A 25,399-nucleotide genomic window follows, 5' to 3' on the forward strand; every position below is an offset into this window, starting at 1 on the left:
CCTCTCAGGGGGGTCACGTGAAGGATGGAACGTGGCTGGCCGCGCCGAGATTCCCGGCCGGGCTCACGGAATCAGGGTAGCGATCGCCGCCCGTACCCGCTTCTCGCTGACCGGGTGCGCCGTCCCGAGTGACTGCGCGAAGAGGCTGACCCGCAACTCCTCGATCTGCCATGCGACGTCGGTCACCTCGGGTGCCCGCCTGTCCGTCGCCGGGAGCGCGTCGAGCAGATCGGCGTATGCCGTCTCGATCCCGTCGATCTGTGCCTGCAGCTGCGCTTCGCGCGCGTTCGTTGCGGCCCGCTCGAGCCGCTGGAGCATGGCGCGAAGGTAGCGCTGGAGATGCGGGAGGCGGGCCAGACCACTGTCCGCGACGAACCCGGGGCGGATGAGGCCGTCGAGCTGTGCCCTCACATCGGCGAGGGTCACCGCCAGGCTCTGGCGGGCTGCGCTGGTGCCGAGCGCATCGAGGCGGCGGCGCACGTCACCTGCCAGCGCAAGCACCGGCTCCACGGCTTCGATGACCTGGAGGACGCGTGTGACGACGTGGGTGCGCACCGCAGCGTGGGCGGTGTCGTACTCGGCCCGGGTGCGGACCTCGGCCGGCACGTGTTCGGCAACGATCGAGTCGACGGCGGCCGCCAGGCAGTCCTCGAGAAGCGCCGGCACCGATCCGTGGGGGTTCTGTCCGAGGGCGAGCTTCTGGGCGTTGCTCAGCCGGGCCAGCACGCGCTTCCACGGCGCGGTCGTGTTGAGGAGAAGCAGTCGGCGGACACCGGCCCGGTGTGCCGCCGTCGCCGAACCGGCGTGGTCGAGGACCCTCAGGGCGACGCTCGCACCCTCGTCGACGAGGGCCGGGAAGCCCTGAACGGTGTGACCTGCGGAGCGCCCCTCGAAGGTCCGCGGCACGTCGTCCATCGTCCAGTCGGTCAGTCCCGTGCGTTCGATCGACGCGCCTGCCCTGGCCATCCGTTGACGGACGGCACCCTGCGATTTCGGCCGCAGCTCATCGAGGTCCTTGCCCCGCGCAATGACCCTCCCGCCGGGCGCCTCCACGGAGAAGGTGATCCGCAGATGGTCGGGGACGCGAGCCCAATCCCACTCTCCTGCACCGATGCTCACGCCCGTGCGGTCCTTGAGAACCCGTGCCAGGTCGTCGGTCAAGGAGGCACCCGAGGCACGGTCGGCTCCGGCGAGTGCTGCCCGGGCGTGGTCCGGCGTGGGGACGAAGTGGCGTCGGGTCGCCTTGGGCAACGACTTGAGCAGGGCAATGGCCAGGTCCTCGCGCAACCCGGGGACCTGCCAGTCGAAACCCTCCGCCGTCACCCGGTTGAGGATGGCCGTGGGCACGTGGACCGTCACGCCGTCAGCGGCATCTCCGGGTGAGAACTGATAGGTCACGTCGAGGTCGAGGTCCCCCTGCTGCCACGTCCGCGGGTAGTCCTGGGCCGACACTGCGTCGACGTCGTCCCGGGTGAGGAGCTCCTCGGTGAAGGTGAGCAGGTCGGGACGGCGCCGATGCTCACCTCGCCACCACCGGTCGAAGTGCCGCGCCGACGTGACGTCAGGCGGGACGCGCGCGTCGTAGAACGAGAAGACCACCTCGTCGTCGACGATGAGATCGCGGCGGCGGGCACGCTCCTCCAACTCCGAAAGGCGCTGCAGGAGTTCGGCATTCGCCTTCCAGAACTTGTGGTGGGTGTCCCAGTCCCCCTCGACCAGCGCATGTCGGATGAAGAGCTCGCGCGCCTCCTCGGGGTTGATCCGGCCGTATTGCACCGTGCGGTCGACGATGAGCGGCACCCCGTAGAGCGTCACCCGCTCGGACGCGACGACACTCCCCTGCGACTTCGACCATCGCGGCTCGCTGTAGGTCCGCTTGACCACGTGTGCGCCGACCTCCTCGGCCCACTCGGGGTCGATCGCGGCGTTGACCCGGGCCCACAACCGCGTGGTCTCGACGAGCTCCGCGGCCATGACGACATCGGGTTGCTTCTTGAACAGGCCCGACCCGGGATTGATGCCGAAACGCGAACCCCGCGCACCGGCATACTCGCGCCGTTGTTCGTCACGGACGCCGACGTGCGAAAGGAGGCCGGCGAGCAACGCCTTGTGCACGACGTCCCAGTCCGGCTCGGTGTCCTTCGCCGACGTGCTGCGGTCGGGATCGATGCGCGCCTGCTTGCACGCTGTGCGCAGCTGCTGGTGGAGGTCCTGCCACTCCCGGATCCGGAGATAGTGGAGGAACTCGGCCTTGCACATGCGACGAAAAGCGCTGCCGGACAACGCTTTCTGTTGTTCCTTGAGGTAGCGCCAGAGCGCGTGGAAGCCCGCGAAGTCGGATGTCTCGCTCTTGAAGCGCGCGTGCTGCTGCTGCGCCTGGGCCTCCTTGTCGACCGGACGCTCTCGCGGATCCTGGATGGACAGAGCCGCGACGATGACCAGCACTTCGCGGGTGCAACCGAGTCGTCCGGCTTCGATGATCATCCGACCCATGCGCGGATCGAGTGGCAGTCTCGCGAGCGTCTTTCCGTATGCCGTGAGGCGCCTCTCGCCGCGCCTCCCCTTGTCGTCGCGCAGGGCGCCGAGTTCGTCGAGCAGCCGCACGCCATCGACGATCTGCTTCTGGTCGGGGGCATCGACGAAGGGGAACCGTCCGATGTCACCCAGTCCGAGAGCCGTCATCTGCAGGATGACCGCCGCCAGCGAGGTCCGCTGGATCTCGGGGTCGGTGAACTCGGGTCGTGACTCGAAGTCCTCCTCCGAATAGAGCCTGATGGCAACGCCATCGGCGACACGGCCGCATCGACCCGAACGTTGCGCCGCACTCGCCTGCGAGATCGGTTCGATGGGGAGCCGTTGGACCTTGGTGCGCTGCGAGTAGCGAGAGATGCGCGCCGTGCCGGTGTCGATGACGTAGCCAATGCCGGGGACCGTCAGCGACGTCTCGGCGACGTTGGTCGCGAGGATGATCCGTCGGCCACTCCCCCGCGTGAAGACCCGGTGCTGCTCGGCGGCCGAGAGACGGGCGTAGAGAGGCAGGACATCGGTGTGGGGCAGGTTGAGGCCGTTGAGGGCATCGGCGGCATCGCGGATCTCCCGCTCTCCGGAGAAGAACACGAGGATGTCCGTGGCGAGGTGCCCCGGCGGGGTCTCGGTCCACAACTCCTCGACGGCCTCGACGACGCCCGTGACCTGGTCCCGCTCCTCGACGATGGCGCCGTTGTCGTCGCGTTCGACGAGCGGTCGGTAGCGGACCTCGACTGGGTATGTGCGGCCCGACACCTCGATGATCGGCACTTCACGCACAGTGGCCCCGCGAGCATCCGTCGAGAAGTGGTCGGCGAAGCGCCCGGGGTCGATCGTTGCCGACGTGATGATGACCTTGAGATCGGGCCGGCGCGGCAGCAGCGACTTGAGGTAGCCGAGGATGAAGTCGATGTTGAGCGACCGCTCGTGTGCCTCGTCGATGATGATCGTGTCGTAGCGGCGCAGGTCGCGGTCCCGCTGCATCTCCGCGAGCAGGATGCCGTCGGTCATGACCTTGACGCGGGTGCGGTCGCTGCTGTGGTCGGTGAACCGCACCTGGTAGCCGACGAGGTCCCCGAGCTCGACCTCCATCTCCTCGGCGATGCGTTCGGCCACGCTGCGGGCAGCGATCCGGCGCGGTTGGGTGTGACCGATCTGGCCCGTGCCGCCGAGGCCGAGCTCGAGGCACATCTTGGGCAGCTGCGTCGTCTTGCCGGAGCCGGTCTCACCGGCGATGACGACGACCTGGTGGTCACGGATCGCGGCCAGGATGTCGTCGCGTCGCTCGACGACGGGGAGCTGCTCGGGATACCTCAGTTGCGCGGGGTCGACGGGTCCGCGGTCTCGGACTGGTCTCCCTCCTCGCTCTGGCACGGGTTCAAGGATAGGTCGGAGCATTGGGTGCCCTCATCCGGCTTTTCCTCGCCAGCTTCGACTGCCTTGACGAGTCGTGACTCCGCCTGCGGCGTGGCCTTCTCCAGGGTGACGCCCGCGACGAACATCCTCTGTGCGGTGGGGCCGCCCGCGGAGGCAGCGCGCCAGTCGTCGAGCAGCACGGCGTCGGCCTTGCGTCGCGCCATGACCTTCGCACGTTCGGCCAGGACGCGAGCCTTGTCGGCCAGGGGCAGTCCTGCCGTCGGTGTCGTGGGGAGGTCGCTGCCGTCGAGGATGATCCGCCGGCTGGGTTGCATCGAGGGATCGAGGCGCTGGGACGCCTTCGGGAAGGTTGCGTGCAACTGCTCGCGGGTGCCGATGAAGAAACGCTGCCGGGTCGAGAGTTTCTCCCCCGCGTAGTCGCGTGCCCTGGTGTCCAGTCGCGACACCGGATGTGCGCCGACGACGCTCCCCCGCTTGACCACAGCTCCTGCGCCCGTCCCGACAGTCCCGACGGCGTTGATGCCCACAGTCTTCCAACTGCCCTCCCCGTAGAAGGCACGGAGCCCGACTCCACTGATGAACCCCGAGACCTCACCCGCAGCCCCGAGCTGCTTGAGACCGGGCGCATTGCCGAGCACAGGCGGCATGGAGGACATCTCGCCGGAGAACTCCTGCATCGTGGCCAGTGCGGCGTAGGACGTCGGGTCGTCGAGGACATCGGCCGCGAGCGCCCGCAGGCGACCCGCCGTCCGACGGTCTGCCTCGGTGAAGGACTGCCACGCGGCTCGGTGGTCCCGCTCCGCCGACACGACGGCGGACATCGCGTGGTTGTGCCGACGGAGAACGAGGGCCTCGTCAGGGGTGCCCTGCGCAGCGACGAGTAGCCCCTCGAGACGCAGGTACTCATCCGTCGCGGCCGCGTGGCGCTCGATGGCTGCCTGGCAGCGTCGTTGCGCCGACTCGAGTTCCTCGGCGAAGGACTGGAGCGCCCCCGACGCGCCTGCGTAGCGATCGATGAGGGCGTCGATGACAGGTGGCGACTCCTGCACCGCCGCCTCGAACATCTCCCCAGCGCAACTGTCCCACCTGGCCCCGGCCTTGATCCCCACCAGAACGCCGTTGACCGTCGCCAGTCGTGCCGCCCCCTCCCGGAGGGCGCGCGCCAGGGCTCGCGCGGAATCGGGGTGGCCTTCAATGGGCCGGAGCGTCTGGCCGATCACCGGGTCTCACCCCCGACCATTCGCTGGGTCAGGTTCTCCGTCTCGAGGTAGGCCGTGCCCGCCGTCTGCGCCTTCTCACCGAGCAGTTGCAGCTGTGCCGCGAGCCGCAGCCGATTGAGTCGCCACCCCGACAGGAGGTGGTCGAACGCCGCGGAGGTCTCGCCACACCCCAGGGCCCAGCGATCCTCTTCGCCGTTCCTGGTCGCCTCGAGGTCACGTGCGATCTCGCCGAGCGAGACCCCCATCGCCGCGATCACGTCGGCACCGACCGTCATCCGTGTCATGTCTCAGACGGTAGGCCGGATGGCGCGACCCGCCGCAGACTTATCCACAGGGCCCGGACGCGAAGGCGCCGGGCCCTGTGGGACACAGCGGACGGCATACGACGCCGTCCGCTCCGGCTCAGCCGGTCTTGGCGGCGGTGAAGCCCTGCTCGAGGTCGGCGAGGATGTCGTCGATGTGCTCGATTCCGACGGCGAGCCGCACCAGGCCAGGCGTGACGCCCGCAGCCAGTCGGTCCTCGTCGGGGCCCTGCGAGTGCGTCGTCGTCGCCGGGTGGATGGCGAGCGACCGCACGTCACCGAGGTTCGCGACGTGCGAGTGCAGCGTCAACGCCTCGACGAAGCGGCGCCCCGCCTCGGCTCCACCGGCGATCTCGAAGGCGAGCACCGCACCGGAGCCGCGCGGGGTGTACTTCTGCGCCAGCTCGTAGTACTCGTCACCGGGCAGGGACGCCCAGCGCACCGACTCGACCTGGTCGTGCCCCAGGAGGAACTCGGCGACCTTCCTGGCGTTGTCGAGGTGCCGCTCGATGCGCAGGCTCAGGGTCTCCAGGCCCTGCGCGATGAGGAAGGCGTTGAACGGCGCGACGGCCGGGCCCAGGTCACGCAGCAACTGCACACGAGCCTTGAGGATGTAGGCGAGGTTGGCGCCGAGCGCTCCCCCGACGCCGAGGTCACGTGCGAACACCAGCCCGTGGTAGCTCTCCTCCGGCGTGTTGAAGTTGGGGAACTTCTCCGGGTCCTTGCCGAAGTCGAACGACCCGCCGTCGACGATGACGCCCGCGATGGTCGTCCCGTGGCCACCGAGATACTTCGTCGCCGAGTGCACGACGATGTCGGCGCCGTGCTCGAGCGGGCGCAGGACGAACGGGGTCGCCACGGTGTTGTCGACGATGAGCGGCACCCCTGCTGAATGCGCGACCGCCGCAACTTTTTCCACGTCCAGGATCTCGATCTTGGGGTTGCTGATCGTCTCGCCGAAGAAGAGCTTGGTGTTGTCCCGCACCGCTGCTCGCCACGACTCGGGGTCGTTCGGGTTCTCCACGAAGGACACCTCGATGCCGAACTTCGGCAGCGTGTGCTTGAGGAGGTTGAACGTGCCTCCGTAGAGGGACGGCGACGCCACGACGTGGTCCCCGGCCTCGGCGATGTTGAGGATCGCCAGCGTCTCGGCAGCCTGCCCCGACGCCACGAGCAGGGCGCCGACGCCGCCCTCGAGCGAGGCGATGCGCTGCTCGACCGCGTCCTGGGTCGGGTTCATGATGCGCGTGTAGATGTTGCCGAACTCCTTGAGCGCGAACAGGTTTGCCGCGTGTTCGGTGTCCTTGAAGACGTACGACGTCGTCTGGTAGATCGGCAGTGCGCGGGCGCCCGTCGTGGGGTCGGGCTCCTGCCCCGCGTGGATCTGTCGCGTCTCGAAGGACCAGTTCGGGGTAGCGGAAGTGTCGTCGGACATGGCAATGCTCCTTGGGTATGCCGTGCTTGCGGACGCCGATTGACGCCTCGCCCGGTCTTCACCCGGGGCACCCCACCGCGGTTGGAGGGTTGCCGGCCAGCGAGCCGGGGCTTCGCGCTGGCACTCATGACCTGCAGAAACGTTAACGCGTGAACCAACCGGGCTGGCAGAACCGTCTCGGTTCGTGGACTGGCATCGCGGGGCATGATGGGTCGCATGACCTTCCACGCCGATGAGTACAAGGCGGCCGCTGGCCGCTACCGCGCCGGTATGCCGTTCCGCCGGGTCGGGCGGTCCGGTCTCGACCTGCCGGCCATCAGTCTGGGCCTGTGGCACAACTTCGGTGACGATGTGCCGCTGGAGCGTCAGCAGGCCATCCTTCGGCGGGCCTTCGACAGGGGCGTGACGCACTTCGACCTCGCCAACAACTACGGACCGCCCTATGGCAGCGCCGAGCGCAACTTCGGCACGCTGTTCGCCCGCGACTTCCGGCCCTACCGCGACGAACTCGTCATCAGCTCGAAGGCGGGCTACGACATGTGGCCCGGGCCCTACGGCCAGGGTGGCGGCGGCCGCAAGTACATCCTGGCCAGCGCCGACCAGTCCCTGAAGCGCATGGGCCTCGACCACGTCGACATCTTCTACAGCCACCGGTTCGACGAGACGACTCCGCTCGAGGAGACGATGGGCGCGTTGGATTCCCTTGTGCGACAGGGGAAGGCGCTCTACGTGGGCATCTCGTCCTACTCGGGACCGCGCACCCGGGAGGCCGTCGCCATCCTCCGCGACCTCGGGACGCCACTCCTCATCCACCAGCCGTCCTACTCGATGCTCAACCGATGGGTCGAGTCTGCAACTGCCTCCGGCGGCGGCGCAGGCCTCCTCGACGTCCTCGGCGAGGAGGGCGTCGGCTGCATCGCGTTCTCGCCGCTGGCGCAGGGCATGCTCACGAGCAAGTACCTCGGCGGCATCCCCGAGGGGTCACGGGCCAGCCAGGGCAAGAGCCTGTCTCCCGATCTGCTGACCGAGGAGTCCCTCAAGCACGTTCGCGCCCTCAACACGATGGCCAAGAAGCGCGGTCAGACACTCGCTCAGATGGCTCTCGCGTGGTTGCTCAAGGACTCCCGGGTCACCTCGGTCCTCGTCGGGGCGTCCAGTGTCGAGCAGCTCGACGACAACCTCCTGGCCGTCAAGAACCTGTCCTTCTCCGACGACGAACTCGCGAAGATCGACAAGCACGCGGTCGACGCCGGCATCAACCTCTGGGCGAAGTCCTCAGCCGGCTGAGCGTCGCGCGGTGCGGAGCCACCAAATGCCCAGCACCGGCAGCACCAGCGGCACGTAGCCGTACCCGGAACCGAAGTGCGACCAGACGGTCTTGTCCGGGAAGGCGTCGGGGACGGCATACGACATCGCACCCACGACGAGGACACCGATGAGTTCGACGGTGCACGCGACGAGAGCGACTCGGGTCGACGTGCGGTCACCGCGAGCCATCCCGACCGTGGCGACGATGTAGATCACGGCCGCGAGCGCGGACAGCACGTACGCCAGCGGCGCCCGGTCGAAGTACTCGACGATCTGGAGAATCGAGCGTCCGGTCGCCGCGAGCGCGAGAACTCCGTAGACCGCGACGAGGATGCGACCTGGCCCCTTGGCGGAGCCGGTCTTTTCTGTCCGCCCGGTCTGGTTGGTCGGCTCAGCCATGGAGGTCCCAGATCTGCTGGAGTCGGAGGGTCATGACGGCCACGGCGAACGCGCCCACGGCGATCGAGCCCATCGCCCACCGCGTCTTGTCCTTGATCGCGCTGTAGACCGTGATGGCGAGCACGAACGGCAGGGTGATGAGGTAGGCCGCGAACGTCGCCTTGTGCCCCGACCCGTCCAGCACCGGGATGGCGAAGAGCCCCCGGACGAGCTGGATCAGGACGCCCAGTTCGACGAGGACGGCCAGGCCGAGGACGACGTTGCCGATGACCTTGTCGAACAGGGCGAAACCGGTCGCGACGACCGTGAGCAGGAGCGCCACGGCGACAAGGATCTGGGTGAGCAGGAGGAACACGGCCGACAGCCTACGTGCGTCCGATTTGGTTGGATGACGGCATGACTTCTGCCCAGGTCGGGGACCAGGTCGTCGAGTACGTCATGGACGGCCCGGACGACGGTGAACCGCTTCTCCTCATCATGGGCATGGCGGCCCAGCTCGTGGCGTGGCCACAGGACTTCGTCGAGCTCCTTGCCGCGCGGGGGTTCCGGGTCATCCGCTACGACAACCGCGACATGGGCCTGTCCGGGCAGACGCCGGCCCCGCCGCCGACCCGAGCCGTCGTCGCCAAGGGGCTGGCCTCACGGCGACTCGCGACGAGCGATTACACACTCGGCGACCTCGCCGACGATGCCGCTGGCCTCCTCGCCCATCTCGGCATCACGTCGGCGCACGTCGTCGGGATGTCGATGGGCGGGATGATCGCGCAGGAACTCACCCTGCGCCATCCATCCCTCGTGCGCTCGCTCTGCTCGATCATGTCCAACACCGGACACCGGCGCTTCGGGCGCACGTCGGCCCGCCTGCTGCCGGCCCTCGTCAAACAGGTCCGGGCCGCTCCGCCGACGACCCGCGAGGAGGCGATCGCGGCAGGCGTCAATGCCTTCCGGATCATCGCCGGGGACGAGTTCGACGAGAAGGAGGTTGGTGCCCTCGCGGAGCTGCACCTCCAGCGGGGCGGCATCTCCGCCGCGAGCCGGGATCGTCAGCTCAACGCCATCAATGCCTCGCCCGACCGGACGCCGAGGCTGCGCACCATCACCGTGCCCACCCTCGTCGTGCATGGACTCCGGGATCCGCTCGTCCTGCCCAGCGGTGGCGTCGCGACGGCGAAGGCCATCCAGGGGTCGCGGCTCCTCATGTTCCCCGAGATGGGTCACGACCTACCGCGCAGTCGGCGCGGCGAGATCGCGGACGCCATCGCAGCCAATGCCCGACGGGCCGATGCCGCCCCGACCGAGGTCGAGGCCATCGAGAGGCTCGTCGCGGAGTTCTTCGCCGCGTTCACGAGCGGTCCCGGACTCGACGAGCGCATGGCCCGGCTTCGCGAGATGTTCCTGCCGGATGCCCGGATCGTGTCCACCGTCGGAGGCTCCATCCGCAACTACGGCGTCGAGGAGTTCATCGAACCCCGACGCACGCTGCTCTCCGAAGGCGGCTCCCTCTTCGAGTTCAGCGAGTGGCCCACACATGGACAGGTCGACATCTTCGGCAACGTCGCACACTGGTTCGGTCGCTACGCCAAAAGCGGTGTGCAGGAGGGCAATTCGTTCACCGGGCAGGGAGGCAAGTCGATCCAGTTCGTTCGCACGGAGGATCACTGGCTCATCGCCGCCGCCGCCTGGGACGACGAGCCGACAGCCTGACCGGGGAGAACTCCGACGGTAGCTGAAACGTCCACGCCGGGCGCGTCACGTGCGACGCGCCCGGCGTGGCCGGACGGAGGCACGGCCCCGAGATGGTTCAGGCGGAGAGCGACTCCGTGACCGCGGCGACGATCTGATCGACCTCGTCCTCGGTGATCACGAGCGGCGGGGCGAGACGGATCGTCATGCCGTGCGTGTCCTTGGCGAGGATGCCGCGCTCCATGAGCCGCTCGCACAGCTCGCGACCCGTCGGGCCACCGGGCGTGACGTCGAGGCCGGCCCACAGACCGCGGACGCGGACCTCGTCGAGGCCCTTGCCGACCAACGGCTCGAGCCCGGCGAGGAGTCGCTCACCCAGCCGACGCGCGCGGTCCTGATACTCACCTGTGGCGAGCAGCCGGCATACCTCGTGTCCGATGGCGGCAGCGAGCGGGTTGCCGCCGAAGGTCGAGCCGTGCGAACCCGGCGTGATGACACCGAGGACGTCGGTGTTGGCCGCGACTGCGGACACCGGGTAGAGACCGCCGCCGAGGGCCTTGCCCAGGATGTACATGTCGGGCACGACCTCCTCGAGGTCGCAGGCGAACGTCGTGCCGGTGCGCGCGAGACCCGACTGGATCTCGTCGGCGACCATGAGGACGTTCTGCTCCGAACAGAGGTCGCGCAGGTCGCGCAGGAAGCCCTCCGGCGGGACGACGACGCCACCCTCACCCTGGATGGGCTCGAAGAGCACAGCGACGGTGAAGTCGTCCATCGCGGCACGAACCGAGTCGATGTCGCCGTAGCGCACCGTCCGGAAGCCCGGCGTGTAGGGGCCGTAGTTGTCGTGCGCGACCTTGTCGTCGCTGAAGCTGATGATCGTCGTCGTGCGGCCGTGGAAGTTGCCCTCCATGACGATGATGTTGGCCTGGTCCTCGGGGACGTTCTTGACCTCGTAGCCCCAACGGCGGCTCACCTTGAGCGCCGTCTCGACGGCCTCGGCGCCGGAGTTCATCGGCAGGACCATGTCCTTGCCCGTGAGCTCCGCGAGCACCTGCGAGAACGGACCGAGCTGGTCGTTGAAGAACGCGCGGCTCGTGAGCGTCAGCGTGCCGAGCTGCTGGCGGGCGCGCTCGACGAGCTGCGGGTGCGAGTGGCCGAAGTTCAGCGCGGAGTAGCCGGCGAGGCAGTCGAGGTAGCGCTTGCCCTCGACGTCCGTGACCCACGCACCCTCACCGCTGGCGATGACGACGGGGAGCGGGTGGTAGTTGTGCGCCGCGTAGCGCTCCGTCGTCTCGATGTGCTGCTCGGTGCTTCCAACCGCGGTGCTGCCGGCGGGGGTGGTGCCGGTCGTCTCGGGCGTCATGGCGGGTTTCACTCCTTCGTCGTGTGGTTGAGTTCACTGTATCGGCGCGTTCCGCCGTGCCCGACTCGGTCACGGATGTCGCGTATGCCGGACGCTCACCCTCCCGGGGAGTCCTCCCCATTGAGGATGGTCGGCGTCCCGGGGTTGGCTGGGGGCGCACACACGAAACTCGACACGCGAAGGATGGTTATGGGGCACGCACGCAGGTGGGCGACGGTGGGGGTGGCCGCGCTGTTGGTGGCCGGTTGCGGGGCAGGGGGTTCGGACGAAGGCTCCGGTAGGGCGAGCGGCTCGACGGGAGCCGGGACGGCCACCAGCGAGGGCGGCGACGCGCAGGGAGGTGGCGCGAAGGTGCCGACGTTCGACCCGCCCAAGGCATTCGAGCCTCGTGGCGGGATCGTCCTCCACTCAGTGAAGGGTGACGCCTCGTCCCCTTCCGAGCCCATGACGCCCGTCGCCCTGTCCGGGACTCTCGTCATCTCGTACGACCCCGAGACCCAGCAGCTCACTGCCGTGGACGTCATGAAGGAGGACCAGGCATGGGTCCTGGACTCCCCTGTGGAGGCAGCTCCCCCTCAGGGCAAGAGCAACCCGGGCCCCGGTCTCCCGCCCGTGGTGAGCGAGGACGGGAAGACCGTCTACGCGGCATACAGCGTTCGCACACCGGATTCGGGAACGACCAAGGGTGGCGAACGCGGTGTGGCCGTGGCCGTCGACATCGCCACGGGCAAGGCCAAGTGGACCGCGGACCTGGGCGCTCAGGGCATCGGCGGCGGCGTCCGCCAGCTCGTCGGTGACCGGGTCGTGGTCTGGAACCGCTCCACCAGCGAAGGGGCACACACGTGGATCCTTGACGCGTCGACGGGCAAGACCGTGTTGGACCGCGACGGTGGCATCACCGCCGCCAACGACGCGATCGGGACGGTCGTCGACGTCGAGTTCGAGGGACGGTTCGGGCGCGTCGTGTCCCTGACCGATGGCAAGACCCTCGCGACGGTCGGGGACGACGTCGGCAAGTTCGAGGTCATCGGCAGCACCGACGCCGGAGTGCTCACCACGACCAACGACTGGGGTTCTGGTGAGGAGGACAGGGGCTTCCTGCTCGATCCGAAGGCAGGGACCGTCCGCAAGGAGCTCCCCGGCGTCACGAGTCCGAGCGAGATCCAGGGCGCCAACGCCGAGTGCACGACGACCCCCGGCAAGGCCGTTGCGATGTGCCTCGGGTCGGGTGCGCGCGGCTACGACCTCGCCACCGGGCGCGTGGTGTGGGACCTCTTCACCAAGGACCGCATCGCGCCCTCCCACGTCACGCAGTTCCACGGTCAGGTCTATGCCGTCGTCGACAATAACGGTTCACCGTCGGGAGTCGTCATCGACGGCCAGACCGGCAAGGACATCGCCTCCGGCGGACTGCCCGTCGAGGTCGTCAACGAGCACGGAGGCATCCTCCGGGCCGAGGGCAGCGGCGCGTTCTACTTCGCGAACGCGTGACGCGCTGAACCCGTGACCACCTGCACTGCCTGAATGATCTGGCTGATCAGGGTTGGCGGCGGCTCAGCGACCACGCACCCGCGTCGTCGAGCGAGCCGTCGCCGACCCGGCTGAACACCAGCCGGTCGTGCAACCGGTTCGTGCGGCCACCCCAGAACTCCACCTCGTCGCACGTGATCCGGTAGCCGCCCCAGAAGTCCGGCGTCGGGACGTCGTCGGGGCTTCCGGTGTCGGGCCACTGCGCCGCGAACTTCTCGTATGCCGCCTCGAGCTCGCTTCTCGACGTGGCTGGCTGCGACTGCCTCGACGTCCACGCCGAGATGCGCGAGCCCCACGGCCGCGTCACGAAATAGTCGTCGACCTCGTCGCGGTCCAGCAGCACCGCACGACCGCGGAAACGGATCGCCCGAAACATGGCCGGCCACGTCAGCGACGCGGCAATCGCATCGTTGCCCGCGAGCTCAGTTCCCTTGGCCGACAACGTGTTCGTGAGGAATCCCGGACCGCGCTCGTCGAAGAAGCGCATGAGCACCGTGCGGACGTTGGGCACGCCGTGGGCATCGACGGTTGCCACGGACAGCGCGTGGGGTTCGGGGACATCGTCTCGAACCTGCGAGCGCTCGACCGCGTCGTCGAGCCATTGCTGGGCCTGGAGCCACGGCGTCGCGGCCACGTCCTCCTCGGAGAGCCCGGTCCCGGTGTAGTCGACCCGCGTCACGTCGTTCACGCCAGCGAGCCTAAGCCCGCCGGCCAGCGGTAGCGTCGGCCTGACCATGGGGATCCACAGCTTCCACCTCGCCGAAGTACCACCGACGACGGCTGCCCGCGTTCTCGTCGGACATCGCAATGACCCCGGCACAGCCGGGCTCCAGCACATCGAGCACTTGTCGCTCATGACGCTCGGAGCGCCGGCAATCTCACTCGAGCGTCTCCAACTTCGACGCCACGCGGTCTTTGCCCAGTGGGAGTCGGAGGCTGCTCTCGACGACTATCTCGCGGGCGACCCGGTCGGGCAGCACCTCGCTCGCGGTTGGCACGTACGGCTGGAGTTCGTGCGCCGCTGGGGTGCCGTCACCGGACTGCACCGACTGCCCCTCAACGCGGACACGATGGATGACGACGAGCCGGTCGTCGCCGTCACCCTGGCCCACCTCAAGCTGCCTCAACTCGCGCGGTTCTTCCGTTGGGGCCGGCCGGTCGAACGGCTCGTGCGCGATCACCCCGGCCAGACCCTCGCACTCGCCGCCGTGCGGCCACCCAGAACGTTCTCGACGTTCTCCGTCTGGGAGTCGGTCTCGGCAATGCGGGACATGGTGGAGGGCCGCGGCGGGGGCCAGGCACCGGAACGGCACGCGCGGGCCATGGTCGAACGCGAACGCGAGGACTTCCACAGCGAGTTCACGACCCTGCGCTTCCGACCCCTGTCCGAGCACGGCTTCTGGCAGGGCCGGAACGGGATCGTCCCCACCCCGTGACCGTGCGATGCAACTGCGTCAGCTGGCCAGGCGCTCGGCGAGGGCCAGGAGCTCGTTGGGCACGGCATACAGGTCATCGCCCACCCGGACCTGACTACGGGTCGGGAACGACGCCTCGACCTCACCGAGGACACCGTTCATGACGCCATCGGCCACGATCCGCACCATCGAGCCGATCGGGAACGATGCCATCACCGGCTCGGCCACCGGGACCGGCTGCGCACGTCGGACGACCTCGGCGCCGTGTCGGGCGATGATGCCGTCGAGCTCCTCGCGGTAGGCCTCACCCATGTCGACTCGCTTCCCACGGTAGGTCCACGCGAGCAGTGCCGTGGCGTCGAACTCCGGGCTGCACCTCAGGCAGCTGAGAACGCTCCCCGGTCGACGGTGCCGCGTGTAGGTGTGACCCTGCGGGCACTCACCCCGCCAGGGTCCCTCGACGCGCGGAGCATCGGCGTCAACGGTGCGCTCCCCCGAGCAGCCGATCTGTTGGGCCTTGGCGCGCCACACCTCGTCGTGTCCGTGGTCGGGTCCGACGAGCGCATGGGCGACCTCGTGCAGGATCGTGTCGAGAACGTCGGCCTCGTCGTGAAGGCGAGTCAACGGGGCGCTGAGGGAGATCGTGCGGGTGGCGAAACGGCATACGCCGGCTCGGGTCTTGGCCTGATCGGTCGTCAGGGTCCAGTGCTCCAGACCGTGCTCGCGCAGCACACGTCGCCCGAGGGCGAGGGCTGCTGTCATCTCCATGGATCCGATGCTGCCAGCCACCACTGACAGTCCCCGGGAAGTCAGGACACAGCGTCTGTCCGCCGACGGGCTCAGCTCGCGTACTTCCCCTGGATCCACCCCAGCACGGTCGTCGCGAGTGGCGTGAAGACCGGGTCCACACTCATGCCGTCACTGATCCCCGTCCATCCGTGGGCCTGCCCGTCCATGGGCACGTATGCCTTGTGAGCCGACGGACTCGCCCGGACGGCTGCCTGCAGTTCGGCTGCGTCGATGCCGTCGTCCGCTTCGGCCGCCGAGACCAGCAGCGGCACAGTCGTCGCCCGCGCGGCATCCACGGCGTCGGGGACGCCCTCCCACTCGGACGGGCCGGAGAGGTTGACGATCGCGTCGGCTCCCGCCTCCTCCCCCACACCCATCGCGACGACTCCGCCGAGCGAGGCGCCGACGAGCGTCACCGACGTGGCTCCACGACCGCGGGCGAAGTCGACGCCGGCCTTGACCTGCGCCGTCCAGTCCTTGACCAGGGCGTCGTCACACGTCGACTGGCCGTAGTTGCACAGGTCGAGCATGACCACATTGACGCCCTTGGCGCCGAGCCATTGCCCGTAGGTGGCCCACCCACAGAACCCGGATCCCGAGGTCTGGTGCAGCAGCACGGCGCCCACCGTGCCCTTGCCGAGGACCCCGGCGCTGAGCGTCCCGCCGGTCGCCGGGACTTTCGCGATCTCACCCTGCGCCGGGATCTTGCAGCGCTCCTCGACCGTCGCGGGCCAGGGGCGCGTCGACGCCTTCGCCGCACTCGGTGAGGACGCCTGTGTTCCTGCGGCACCCGTGGGCGAGTCCGCTGAGGAGCCACAGCCCGACACGGACAGGGTAAGGACGAGTATGACGAGGCTCCAGCGCTTCATATGTCAACATTGACATATGCAGCGTGAGGAGTCCACGGGCAGTTTGGGATTCGCCCTCCTGGGACTGCTGGCACGGAAGCCCAGCACGGGTTACGAACTGGCCAGGCGCATGGAGCGGCCCGTCGGCTACTTCTGGAGCGCCAACCACAGCCAGATCTATCCAGAGCTCGCGCGGCTCGAGGACCGCGGCTTCGTCCGCCACACCGTCATCGAGGGTGCCGGTCCACGACCAACCAAGAGGTATGCCGTCAGCGCCCGTGGCCGAAAAGCGTTGCGGGAGTGGGTGGTTGCCGAACTCGAACCGCAACCCGTTCGCGACCTCGAGACACTCCGGCTCTGGAACATCTGGCTCGTGGACCGGCAGGCCGCCCTGGACCTCGTGGCCCAGGTGCGGCGCGGACACGAAGACCGGCTCACGGCATACGAGCAAGAACTCGCCGACCTCGAAGGTGACCCGGAAGCCGTCGATCCAACGCACCCGAAGTTCGCCAGCGTTCTGACGCTCGAGGGTGGAGTCCTGACCCGTCGGGCGGCCCTCGAGTGGTGCGACCGGATGCGCCAACGCCTCGAGTCCGCCCCTCGTTGAAGCCCAGCGGCAGCGTGATCGGGGTTCTCCTCGGCCCGTGCGGGGGACCTCGCCCAGTCGCTGACGGACGTCTCGTCTAGATTGCTGCCATCGCGATCCAGACGATCGCGATCGGGTCCAGAGCACCACCTTCACCGGTGGTGGTTCGTCGGCCACACGCCTCCGGACGTGGCCGACCGGCAACCGCGTCACCCGACACGGTGCCCTCCGGAGAAGACCCGGGTCGCCAGCGCGATTGACCCGGCGGTGCGCGACCAAGACGGGACAACCCAGGGAGTGATGCTCCATGCTGGTCAACTTCGAGCCGGTCGACTACCTCGGCCACACCTACGACATCCGTGTCATCAACGCACCTCTCGAGACGCTGATGCTCAACCGGGAGATCCGCCACGGCAACAAGTCGGTCGGGGCGCAGTTCGCCGCCGTGTTCCTCCTCGACTACTTGTCCATCCTCGACGCGTAGGAACGTGGCATCCATCGGGTGGCGTTCGAGAACAAGCCGAACGGGCGAGTCTGCACCTGCGGGCTCGTGACCGGATTCGTTCCCATCGAGGAGGTTGAGGGTCATCTCGACACCAGGACGTGGGAACCGGCCAACGACGTGGTCTTCGATCTCACGGACCCCAACGCAGCGCATCCATCGATCAACCTTGACGAGCTGGAATCGGTCGACTGGATCCTGTCGACCGAGGACGTCGAACTGCTCGACGAGAACGACGACTGAGTCCACCTGGTTTCATCGCTCGCAACGTGCGCCGCGTCAGCCTCGCGACATCACTGTCGCCACGAGGCTGGCGCGGTGCGCGTCGGTGAGCGCAGCGACCCCGGCCGACGGCGTGCGGGACTCGAGGTCGGCGAGCACTGCTGCGGCTGCGGGATCCCGAGGCTTCAATTCCGCCACTCGAGCCGGAACGGTGCAGGCGGGAACCGTGCCGTGCAGACCGCGATGCGCAGCTGCCGCCTCGTCGCGCGCAGCATCGATGACGGGCCGATACGCCGCGAGACCACCGACCGTGAGAGGTGCTGCGAGACCGCGTCGCACGACCTCCGCGCCGAGCATCGTGCCGTTGGAGAGCCAGGCCTCGCCCAGCGTCCGGCCGTAGCGATCCTTGCCGTGGCGCACGACCCGCAATGGCGTGTTGCGCGGCGCGAGTTCGATGAGGACCCCTGCTGCCTCACCACTGAGACACTCGGCCGGGATGGCTCCGGAGCGCTTCTCCGGGGCGTTGATGTTGAGGAGGCGCAGACGTTCCACCACCCCGTTCACTGAAATGTCGATGGTGTCGCCATCGATCGTCCAATGCGCCTGCGCCGCAATCGAATTCGCTGGAATTGTCGCTGTTGTCGATGCAGTTGTCGATGCAGCTGTTGACGAGGGTTTCGACGTCGCTGCGGTCGAGTCGGCTCCGGGTCCGACCGGGCGATTGAGGATCCACCAGGCCAGGGCGATCACGGCAACTCCTGCGACGAGACTCAGCCACGCTCGCCCTCGACCCATGCCGTCAGCGTAGGCGCAGCGCCATGCGTCACGACGCTTCAGCAGCAGCATGAGCAGGACCCCGAGCAATGAGCCCAGGGGCTACTTTGGGCGACATGGCATGGGCCACCACCCGCGGCACGGAACGACGTCGTGCGCCATTGCTTCTTGCCGCCGTGGCAGCGGCCGTGTCCATGGCCCTGCTCGGGATCGCCCTGGCACAGAGCTGGCTCGGTCCTGCCGTGGACCGTGGCGGTGCCTTCTGCGAGGCCGCCCGTGATGCCGTCGTCCGACAACCCGCGAACACGTTCAGCAACCTCGGGTTCGTCATCGCGGGACTCGCCATCGCCCATCGCGTCACCCGACACGGATCCGGAGGGATGCCGAGGAGTCTCGCGACGGCATACACAATCCTCGTCGTCCTCCTCGGCCCGGGAAGTGCCGCGATGCACGCATCGGAGAGCACCTTCGGCGGTCACCTCGACCTCTACAGCATGTACTTCCTCGCGAGTTTCGCTCTCGCGTATGCCGTTTCACGACTTCTCACCCTCGGCACGTCCGGTTTCGTCGCACTTTTCGGCGCAGGCCTCGGCGTCTGCACCGTGGCTGAGTTCCAGTCGGTCGACGTGCCCGTACTCATGACGATGGGCAACGCGGTATTCGCGTCGATGCTGCTCGCTGGGCTCTTCGTGGAGCTGGTGCTGCGGCGGCGCGGCACGGAGCGACTGGACCTCCGCTGGGGCGTGGCGTCCGTCGTCACTCTGGCGGTGGCCTTCGCCATCTGGAGCATGGGCAAGGACGGTGGCGCGCTGTGCGACCCGGAGTCCTGGCTGCAGCCTCACGCGGTGTGGCACGCCATGGATGCCGGGGCTGCGTGGTTTCTGTATCGCTATTGGGCGAGCATGTCCCCGTGAATCCCATCCTTCGTGTCCTCGGCCTCGGCCTGCTCGAATCCATCGCGTCGCGACTGTCGCCTCTCGCCGCGACCGTGGTGCAGTTCACGCTGATCATCGGCGGGTCCCTGCTGCCGATCATCCCGTTGCTCACGGGGGCGATCCACCTCGCGGACCTACTGGCGTACACGGTGCTCGGGATGGCGCTGTCCATCGCCGGGACGCTCATTCGGCTCCGCACGATGAAGAAGCGGAGCAAGGCGACCACGTTCCTGATGCTCCACTACTCGATCATGATCGGCATCCTGTGCCTCGTCTGCGGGGTATGGGCGGTCATCCTGCTGGTTCACGCCGGGCCGAGCGGTGGATGGATTGGCCTGTTGCCCATGGCGATCGCGCTCGTCCTGGCACACGGCTGGTCGCTGGCCGACGGTTGGTTCACTCGAGGCGGCCGCTATGTCGTCACCGAAGGCCAGGTCGTGCTGCCGGGGTATCTGCGATTCGCTCCCCTCCTGTTCGCGACCGTCCTCGGGGCGTCGGCCTACCTCGGTGACGGGTCCGAGTGGCAGCTGGTCGCCATTGCTGTCGGTCTCGTACTCGCCCAGACCGTCATTGACCTGGGCATGGCGCTATGGGCGGTGAAGCTCCACTCCCGCGTGGCTGCCTGAACTGCTCAGCCTGGCTGCGGGCATCAGGCAGCTGAGTCGAGCAAGCGCCCGCGCCGACCCCATCTGGAGCCCGGGCGGCCCATGGAGCACCGCCGCATTTCAGGCAGGCTGCGCCCAGAGGTCGTCGTGCGCACCCCAAGTCGCCCACGCGTCGTGCTCGTCCGGGTCGAAAGCGTCCTCGAACAGTTCGTGTTCGGCGAGGAGCTCGTCACCGAGTTCGAGAAGGTCTTCCTCGGACATGGCACTCCCCCAGCCCTCGGGCAGACCGGTGTCCAGCTTCCTCCGGCGCCGTCGCCTCTCAGCGGCGTCCCGTTTGGCTCGCGCGAATTCGGCGAGACGTTCGGGCAACTCACGGTCATACGAGTCTGGGCCCAGGTCCCAGGTCACGGACCGGCCATCCGCGTCGGGAGGATGGACTGTCGCGATCAGCCTCTGCTGGTGGACCTGTGTGTGGTGTCGCTGGCACAACAGGGCGGCGTTGGTCAGATCGGAGGCTCCGCCGTCGACCCAGTGCACCAGATGATGCGCCTGAGTCCAGGCCGCCGGAGCCGTGCATCCCGGGAACGTACAGCCGCCGTCCCGATGCCACAGCCACCTGCGCTGTCCGCGCGTGAACAGTCGGGTCACGCGCCCCAGGTCAACCACTTCACCGTCCGCACCGAGCACGACCGGCACCACATCTGCGTCACAAGCCATCTGCCGCACCGTCGAGGGGGCGAGCATCGTCTGCTGAGCTCGTGAGCCCATGACCCTGCCGGCACCGCTGCCGTGACCATCCCCTTGGGACAGGCCGGCCAACAGCTCGGCGAGCGTCATGGAGACGTGGACGACGGTGGGCGCTCCGCCGGGTTCGGCGTGATCTGCATCCTCACCAGCGCGGCCGGCAAGGACCGCGGTCAGGGCCTCGACGCGGCGCTGCCCGGCGCTGCGGAGGTCGGCTTCACCCGTGTCCGGATTGGGGGCGGGCTTCGAGAGTGGCCCGATGGCCGCCTCGAGTCGCGCAGCCTGTTCGGGGGTCATCGCCATCCGATACTCGGTCAGCTCGGCCTCCTCCACGATGGGGCTCGTGAGGAAAGCGCCCGGCGCCAACTTCTTCTGCTTCTTGTCGAACGCACCCTCCAGGCCGTGCTTCGCCAACAGGCGCGGCCGGAGTTTGCGGGCCTCCCCCTGCCCCCAGAACTGACCGACATCGAGGATGCCGTCCGTGACCGTCGGGATCGCCTCGGGCTTGAGGAGGTCCTTCATCCGCTCGATCTCGCGCAGGGTCGTCAGCGCCAGGGAGACTCCCACCTCGCCGGCGGCAACCCGCTTCCACACCTTCCCCTCGGGCTGCTCCTCATCCGCGAAGGAACCCGCCCGCGGTGCCCCGTTGACCCACTCGCCCGAAGGAGTGGCCGCCGCGACAAGTTGGGCGAACTGAGCGAGCTGCCCCGCTCCGCCCTGCCTCAGCGACGGCGCATGCATCCGCACCCAGCCGTGCGCCGTGCCCTCGCCCCGCATGGCTGCGGTGAAGTCCCCCCGGTGCGCCCCCTCGGCGACGACACGAACCTGTGCAGCCTCGGTCTGTGCTCGCACACCGTCGACAAGCGTCATCAACTCGGCAAGGTCGCCCGAGGACAGGGACGAGAGGGCGGAACCCACCCCCGCCAGGCCGTCATGAGCGGCAGTCAGCACCTCGCGCAGGTGCGCGAGCGGAGCTGCTGATTCGCTCATGGTTCCCTCCCTTGGGCTACTGCTTCAAACCTATCGGCGACCTCTGACAACGACTCTTGCATCGGCCACTGACACCCACCGTGTCATCCACCTCTGACAACCACCGCGCCATCCACCTTTGACATCCACCACTGACAGTCCCGAAGGCACGACCTCACCGACCGAGTCGCACCGCGAATCCCCACTCCCACAACGGAATTTGCCACATCAGGCTTCAGAGCAGGCCAGCCCGCTCAGCGAGGACCGCGACCTGCGTGCGGCTCTGCACACCCAGCTTGAGCTGCGCGCTCGACAGGTGTGACTTCACCGTCGCCTCGCCCATGAACAGGGACCGCGCCGCCTCAGCATTCGTCATGCCATGACCGACCGCGCGGACGACGTCCACCTCGCGAGGAGTGAGCGTTGCCACCAACCCCTCGGCCGCCACCCGACGCTCCCGCGCAGGATCCGACAGCAACTGCTCGATGACCTGTCGCGCCGGCCCCGGCGACAACACGCTGTCCCCGGCCGCGACGGCGCGCACCGCCCCGATGATCTCCTGTGGACCGGCCGACTTGAGCAGGAACGACGTCGCCCCCGCCTCCAGAGCACGCATGACCGCGTTGTCGTGTTCATACGTCGTCAGCACGATGACCCGCGGCGGGTCGGTCAGCGATTGCAGAGCCGCCGTTGCACTGATGCCGTCCTGCCGACGCATCCGGACGTCCATGAGGATCACGTCGGGCCGGTGTCGGTGCACGGCCTCCATGACCTCGTCGCCGTCCTCCACGCTGGCCACGACCTCGACGTCGTCGGCCGATCCGAGGATGCTGCGCAGCGCCCCGCACGTCAGCGCGTCGTCGTCGACCACCAGAACGCGGATCGTCATCTTCTCTCCTCCCGAACCGATCCCTCCGGCACCCACGGCAGCCGCACGGCAACCCGGAACACCCGTCGCTGGTCGACGAAGCACCGGAAATCGCCGTCGAGCGCCTGCACCCGATGGCGTATGCCGTCCAGTCCGGAGCCGGGGCGAAACTCCAGTGCCGCTTCGGCCGGGAGGTGGTTGGCCACCTCGATCTGTACGCCCGATTCGGGGGCCGCACGAACCAGCACCCGAACACCGATGCCCGGCGCGTGCTTGCGGGCGTTGGTGAGCAGTTCCTGGGTGATCCGGTAGGCACTGCGGCTCGTCGTCTCGGCGAGCCCGCCCAGCCCATCGATCTGCACGGTCGACACGAGGTTCACCCCGGTCGAGACCGTGTCATCCACGAGCGAGGCGATGTCGGCCAGCGTCGGCACCACCGCGGCCACGTCAGGTGAATCCGGCTGTCGCAGAACGGCAAGCAGCGATCTCAGGTCCACCATCGACTGCTGAGCATTCACCCGCAACAGCTTGGCCGCGTCGGCCACCCGCTGGTCCTCGCCGGCGTTCACCTCGAGCGCACCGGCGTGGAGCGACAGCAGCGACAACCGGTGTCCCAGAGCGTCATGCACCTCTTGCGCGATGCGTTCGCGCTCGGCCTGCCGCCCCACCTCGTCGCTGAGCGCGTCCACCACGACCTGTTGGTCCTCGACGCGCGCCGACGCCTGAGTGAAGCCCTGCCGGAACCGGATGAGCAGGGCGAGCCCCACGCACACCACCACGAGTCCGGCGGTGATCAAGGCAACGACCCACCAGGACAGTGGCTCGAAGCGGGCGCCGGTGTCGCTGGACCACAGCGTCTGGAAGAACGAATCCTGGATCGACGTGCCCCGTGAGTCACGCCAGATCGCGACGTACGTCGAGACGGTCACCAAACCGATCAGGACACCTGCGACGCGGTCGACACGACGCACGAGCAGCGAGCCCAACGCGATGAGCGACGGGACCGGATCGAGCGGGAAGATCAGCGGAACCAGGCTCGTCGCCACCACCAACGCCTCGGGCCAGCGGCGTCGCCAGTGCAGAGCAGCCGCTGCGAGCAGCCCCACGAGCCAGACGCCCATCGCGAGATTCGACGCCGTCGGCATCGGCCGACCGTTGTGCCGCACGTCAAAGGTCGAGATCGCAAGGACCGACGTGAACAGGCACAGCGGGAAATACACGAGCCACATGCGCCAGCTCGGCCGCAGCAGCCGGGGAGCCCACGTGACCGCGCGTGGCGGTGCTTGCGAGGCGGCGACAGTGGTCATGGGGTGAAAAGTAGAGCGCGGCACCGACAGCCACGTCCCCCGAACGGCTCGACACGGCATACCCCATCTCCCCCGAACGGCTCCGCAAGGCGAGCCGCCCTGTGGGAGACCGCAACCCGGCATACGCGATGAACTCGGTCCGTCAACGAGAACCGGCCGGACAGCGGCCGCGAGCCAAGGAGTACAGCATGAGCCAGCAGCCGATCCAGCCCCAGAATCCGCAGCCCGGACAGTGGCAGCCGACCTACCCGCCGGCGCCGCCGGTCAAGGAGAAGAACTGGTTCATGAGGCACAAGATCCTCACCGGCATCCTCGGCCTCGTCGTCGTCGGTGGGCTGGCGGGAGCTCTCGGCGGTGGAGGGGACACGCCGAGCGCCTCGTCCGAGCCGACGACCGCCACGTCAGGTGCGCCTGCGGCCGCGACCCCTGCGACCGCCCCTGCGGAGAACGCCGTCGACCCCGATGACGCCGGCAACGAGGCGAATCCCGTGACGATCGTGGAGGGGAAGGCGTTCGACATCCGCAAGTTCGCCTACGCCGCCGGCTGGAAGGTGACGAGCAACGACTTCGGCATGGAGCTCAAGAACCTCAAGGTGACGAACAACCGGGGTGAGCGCGACGGGGCGCTGGTGCAGATCAAGTACATGAAGGGCTCTGAAGTCCTCGCCACGATCGACTGCACATCCGATCAGATCCTGCCCGGCCAGACCGTGACGCTGAACTGCTTCGGGACGGAGAAGAAGCCGAGCGGATACGACCGCATCACGATCAACGACACCTTCTGAACAGCCTTTCAGGACAACCCTTTTCGGTATGCCGTCCGCTCGCCTCGAGCGGACGGCGTACCTCCCCTCGACTCACCGAAACGGCCACTGTCAGTGGTCGCAGGCACACTGGACAACGACCGGTCGCAGGGGGCTGGTCGTCTTCACCAACGCCGTGCATCCTGGTGCGCGCCGAGCATTTGGAGGTCGTCATGACCCAACCCGATTACACCCATCTGACCCTCGTGGTCGACCGCTCCGGGAGCATGTCGACCGATCGTGACGAGGCGCAGGCAGGGATCAATTCCCTTCTCGCAGAGCAGTTCTCGCTCGACGGGAAGCTCACGGTGACGCTGTCGCAGTTCGACAGCGAGTTCGACACGATCGAGCGGATGCGGGACACGCCGTTCACCTACGAGCTCGAGCCGCGCGGCATGACGGCCCTGCTCGACGCCGTCGGGATGGAGGTCGTGCGCACTGGTGAGGACCTCGCTGCCCTCGCTGAGTCCGAGCGGCCCGGGAGGGTTCTGCTCGTCGTCGTGACGGACGGACACGAGAACTCCTCGCACGAGTACACGCTGGAGCGGGTCCGTGAACTACTGCGCGTCCAGCGCGAGGACTTCGCCTGGGAGGTGCAGTTCCTGGGCGCCGACGATGCCGCATGGCAGGGTCGCGAGCTCGGAGTCCGGACGACACGTTTCGCGAACAGCAAGGCCGGCAAGAAGGCGGTGTTCGAGTCGATGTCCGCGTCACTCAAGGTCTATCGCGAGGCGCCCGTGGCGGGTGCGTTCGAGATGCCCGAAGAGGTCACCGGCAGCTGAGGCGGGCGGCTTGGCCAGGCGGCGTCCGGGGTTGCCAGGGGGCTGGGGATAACTTCGCGGCCGGTTTGGCGAATCGCGGCACACTGCCTGACATGACGTGTTTG

Annotated in this window: 25 protein-coding genes and 1 riboswitch; of the genes, 11 read left to right on the forward strand and 14 right to left on the reverse strand. The window is 68.2% G+C overall.

Translation table 11 applies throughout. The annotated features are described in order from the left end of the window. Nucleotides 1–63: 63 nt before the first annotated feature. The 4 genes from hrpA to N803_RS15510 form a co-directional block, all read right to left on the reverse strand. Nucleotides 64–3,900 (reverse strand): ATP-dependent RNA helicase HrpA, encoded by a 3,837-nt coding sequence (hrpA, locus tag N803_RS15495; RefSeq protein WP_052112366.1) that lies wholly within the window; start codon nt 3,898–3,900, stop codon nt 64–66. Continuing rightward, entirely contained in the window at nt 3,840–5,123 is a 1,284-nt protein-coding gene (locus N803_RS15500; RefSeq protein ID WP_156969819.1) for a putative T7SS-secreted protein, read from the reverse strand. Before N803_RS15500 ends, hrpA begins: the two co-directional genes overlap by 61 nt. Beyond that, nucleotides 5,120–5,407: a hypothetical protein gene (locus N803_RS15505; protein ID WP_156969820.1), complete on the reverse strand. Its 288-nt coding sequence runs from the start codon at nt 5,405–5,407 to the stop codon at nt 5,120–5,122. Before N803_RS15505 ends, N803_RS15500 begins: the two co-directional genes overlap by 4 nt. Nucleotides 5,408–5,525: 118 nt before the next feature. Beyond that, the gene (locus N803_RS15510; RefSeq protein WP_035907002.1) at nt 5,526–6,860 is read right to left on the reverse strand and encodes a bifunctional o-acetylhomoserine/o-acetylserine sulfhydrylase; all 1,335 of its coding nucleotides are present in this window, start codon (nt 6,858–6,860) and stop codon (nt 5,526–5,528) included. A 17-nt stretch (nt 6,861–6,877) separates the two neighbouring features. Beyond that, nucleotides 6,878–6,992, reverse strand: a riboswitch (SAM riboswitch). An 84-nt stretch (nt 6,993–7,076) separates the two neighbouring features. Here N803_RS15510 and mgrA point away from each other — a divergent pair. Next, the gene (gene mgrA, locus N803_RS15515; protein ID WP_156969821.1) at nt 7,077–8,147 is read left to right on the forward strand and encodes an L-glyceraldehyde 3-phosphate reductase; all 1,071 of its coding nucleotides are present in this window, start codon (nt 7,077–7,079) and stop codon (nt 8,145–8,147) included. Here the strand turns inward: mgrA and N803_RS15520 are convergent. Together N803_RS15520 and N803_RS15525 are read right to left on the reverse strand one after the other, a co-directional pair. Continuing rightward, nucleotides 8,136–8,567: a hypothetical protein gene (locus tag N803_RS15520; protein ID WP_035907006.1), complete on the reverse strand. Its 432-nt coding sequence runs from the start codon at nt 8,565–8,567 to the stop codon at nt 8,136–8,138. The two genes, mgrA and N803_RS15520, sit on opposite strands and share 12 nt — an antisense overlap. Continuing rightward, a complete protein-coding gene (locus N803_RS15525; RefSeq protein WP_035907008.1) occupies nt 8,560–8,922 on the reverse strand; it encodes a hypothetical protein in 363 nt (120 codons plus the stop codon). Before N803_RS15525 ends, N803_RS15520 begins: the two co-directional genes overlap by 8 nt. Before the next feature lie 41 nt (nt 8,923–8,963). On the opposite strand from N803_RS15525, the gene N803_RS15530 reads away from it, so the two are divergent. Beyond that, on the forward strand, nt 8,964–10,271 hold the full coding sequence (locus N803_RS15530; protein WP_084764603.1) for an alpha/beta fold hydrolase: 1,308 nt from the start codon (nt 8,964–8,966) through the stop codon (nt 10,269–10,271). A 97-nt stretch (nt 10,272–10,368) separates the two neighbouring features. On the opposite strand, the gene rocD is transcribed toward N803_RS15530, so the two are convergent. After that, nucleotides 10,369–11,616, reverse strand: coding sequence for an ornithine--oxo-acid transaminase (gene rocD, locus N803_RS15535; RefSeq protein WP_211253536.1), 1,248 nt, complete (start codon nt 11,614–11,616; stop codon nt 10,369–10,371). A 189-nt stretch (nt 11,617–11,805) separates the two neighbouring features. Here rocD and N803_RS15540 point away from each other — a divergent pair, with 189 nt between their 5' ends. After that, entirely contained in the window at nt 11,806–13,107 is a 1,302-nt protein-coding gene (locus N803_RS15540) for a hypothetical protein (RefSeq protein ID WP_035907010.1), read from the forward strand. 46 nt (nt 13,108–13,153) lie between these two features. Here the strand turns inward: N803_RS15540 and pdxH are convergent, their stop codons facing one another. After that, entirely contained in the window at nt 13,154–13,834 is a 681-nt protein-coding gene (gene pdxH / locus N803_RS15545; protein ID WP_035907012.1) for a pyridoxamine 5'-phosphate oxidase, read from the reverse strand. A 46-nt stretch (nt 13,835–13,880) separates the two neighbouring features. Between pdxH and N803_RS15550 the strand changes: the two genes are divergently transcribed. Next, nucleotides 13,881–14,582 carry a hypothetical protein gene (locus N803_RS15550; RefSeq protein WP_035907013.1) on the forward strand — a complete coding sequence of 234 codons (702 nt, stop codon included), beginning with the start codon at nt 13,881–13,883 and terminating at the stop codon, nt 14,580–14,582. Between the two features lie 18 nt (nt 14,583–14,600). Here N803_RS15550 and N803_RS15555 read toward each other — a convergent pair whose 3' ends face one another. Both N803_RS15555 and N803_RS15560 read right to left on the reverse strand, forming a co-directional pair. Further along, nucleotides 14,601–15,329, reverse strand: coding sequence for a SprT-like domain-containing protein (locus N803_RS15555; RefSeq protein WP_035907062.1), 729 nt, complete (start codon nt 15,327–15,329; stop codon nt 14,601–14,603). Between the two features lie 71 nt (nt 15,330–15,400). Then, nucleotides 15,401–16,219: an alpha/beta hydrolase gene (locus tag N803_RS15560; RefSeq protein ID WP_035907015.1), complete on the reverse strand. Its 819-nt coding sequence runs from the start codon at nt 16,217–16,219 to the stop codon at nt 15,401–15,403. 16 nt (nt 16,220–16,235) lie between these two features. Here N803_RS15560 and N803_RS15565 point away from each other — a divergent pair, with 16 nt between their 5' ends. The 3 genes from N803_RS15565 to N803_RS15570 all read left to right on the forward strand — a co-directional run bounded on the left by N803_RS15565 (nt 16,236) and on the right by N803_RS15570 (nt 17,529). Beyond that, a complete protein-coding gene (locus N803_RS15565; RefSeq protein WP_035907017.1) occupies nt 16,236–16,805 on the forward strand; it encodes a PadR family transcriptional regulator in 570 nt (189 codons plus the stop codon). A 286-nt stretch (nt 16,806–17,091) separates the two neighbouring features. Next, a complete protein-coding gene (locus N803_RS18415) occupies nt 17,092–17,268 on the forward strand; it encodes a hypothetical protein (protein WP_156969822.1) in 177 nt (58 codons plus the stop codon). 66 nt (nt 17,269–17,334) lie between these two features. Next, nucleotides 17,335–17,529, forward strand: coding sequence for a hypothetical protein (locus N803_RS15570; RefSeq protein ID WP_156969823.1), 195 nt, complete (start codon nt 17,335–17,337; stop codon nt 17,527–17,529). Nucleotides 17,530–17,565: 36 nt separating this feature from the next. Here N803_RS15570 and N803_RS18615 read toward each other — a convergent pair whose 3' ends face one another. After that, the gene (locus N803_RS18615) at nt 17,566–18,063 is read right to left on the reverse strand and encodes a thermonuclease family protein (protein WP_169743112.1); all 498 of its coding nucleotides are present in this window, start codon (nt 18,061–18,063) and stop codon (nt 17,566–17,568) included. Between the two features lie 335 nt (nt 18,064–18,398). Between N803_RS18615 and N803_RS15580 the strand changes: the two genes are divergently transcribed. Continuing rightward, entirely contained in the window at nt 18,399–19,196 is a 798-nt protein-coding gene (locus tag N803_RS15580) for a ceramidase domain-containing protein (protein WP_035907022.1), read from the forward strand. Continuing rightward, nucleotides 19,193–19,843 carry a DUF6498-containing protein gene (locus tag N803_RS15585; protein WP_035907023.1) on the forward strand — a complete coding sequence of 217 codons (651 nt, stop codon included), beginning with the start codon at nt 19,193–19,195 and terminating at the stop codon, nt 19,841–19,843. The genes N803_RS15580 and N803_RS15585 overlap by 4 nt, the downstream gene beginning before the upstream one ends. Nucleotides 19,844–19,942: 99 nt before the next feature. Here N803_RS15585 and N803_RS17685 read toward each other — a convergent pair whose 3' ends face one another. The 3 genes from N803_RS17685 to N803_RS15600 form a co-directional block, all read right to left on the reverse strand. Then, a complete protein-coding gene (locus N803_RS17685; protein ID WP_052112367.1) occupies nt 19,943–21,556 on the reverse strand; it encodes an HNH endonuclease signature motif containing protein in 1,614 nt (537 codons plus the stop codon). A 214-nt stretch (nt 21,557–21,770) separates the two neighbouring features. Continuing rightward, nucleotides 21,771–22,424, reverse strand: coding sequence for a response regulator transcription factor (locus tag N803_RS15595; protein WP_035907026.1), 654 nt, complete (start codon nt 22,422–22,424; stop codon nt 21,771–21,773). After that, nucleotides 22,421–23,710, reverse strand: coding sequence for a sensor histidine kinase (locus N803_RS15600; protein WP_169743113.1), 1,290 nt, complete (start codon nt 23,708–23,710; stop codon nt 22,421–22,423). Before N803_RS15600 ends, N803_RS15595 begins: the two co-directional genes overlap by 4 nt. Nucleotides 23,711–23,898: 188 nt before the next feature. Between N803_RS15600 and N803_RS15605 the strand changes: the two genes are divergently transcribed. Continuing rightward, complete coding sequence (locus N803_RS15605; protein WP_035907028.1) at nt 23,899–24,495, forward strand: hypothetical protein; 597 nt, start codon at nt 23,899–23,901, stop codon at nt 24,493–24,495. Between the two features lie 191 nt (nt 24,496–24,686). Continuing rightward, the gene (locus N803_RS15610) at nt 24,687–25,295 is read left to right on the forward strand and encodes a vWA domain-containing protein (protein ID WP_035907031.1); all 609 of its coding nucleotides are present in this window, start codon (nt 24,687–24,689) and stop codon (nt 25,293–25,295) included. Nucleotides 25,296–25,399 lie beyond the last annotated feature (104 nt).

Origin of the sequence: Knoellia subterranea KCTC 19937, from assembly GCF_000768685.1 — a bacterium.
GTDB classification, from domain to species: Bacteria; Actinomycetota; Actinomycetes; order Actinomycetales; family Dermatophilaceae; genus Knoellia; species Knoellia subterranea.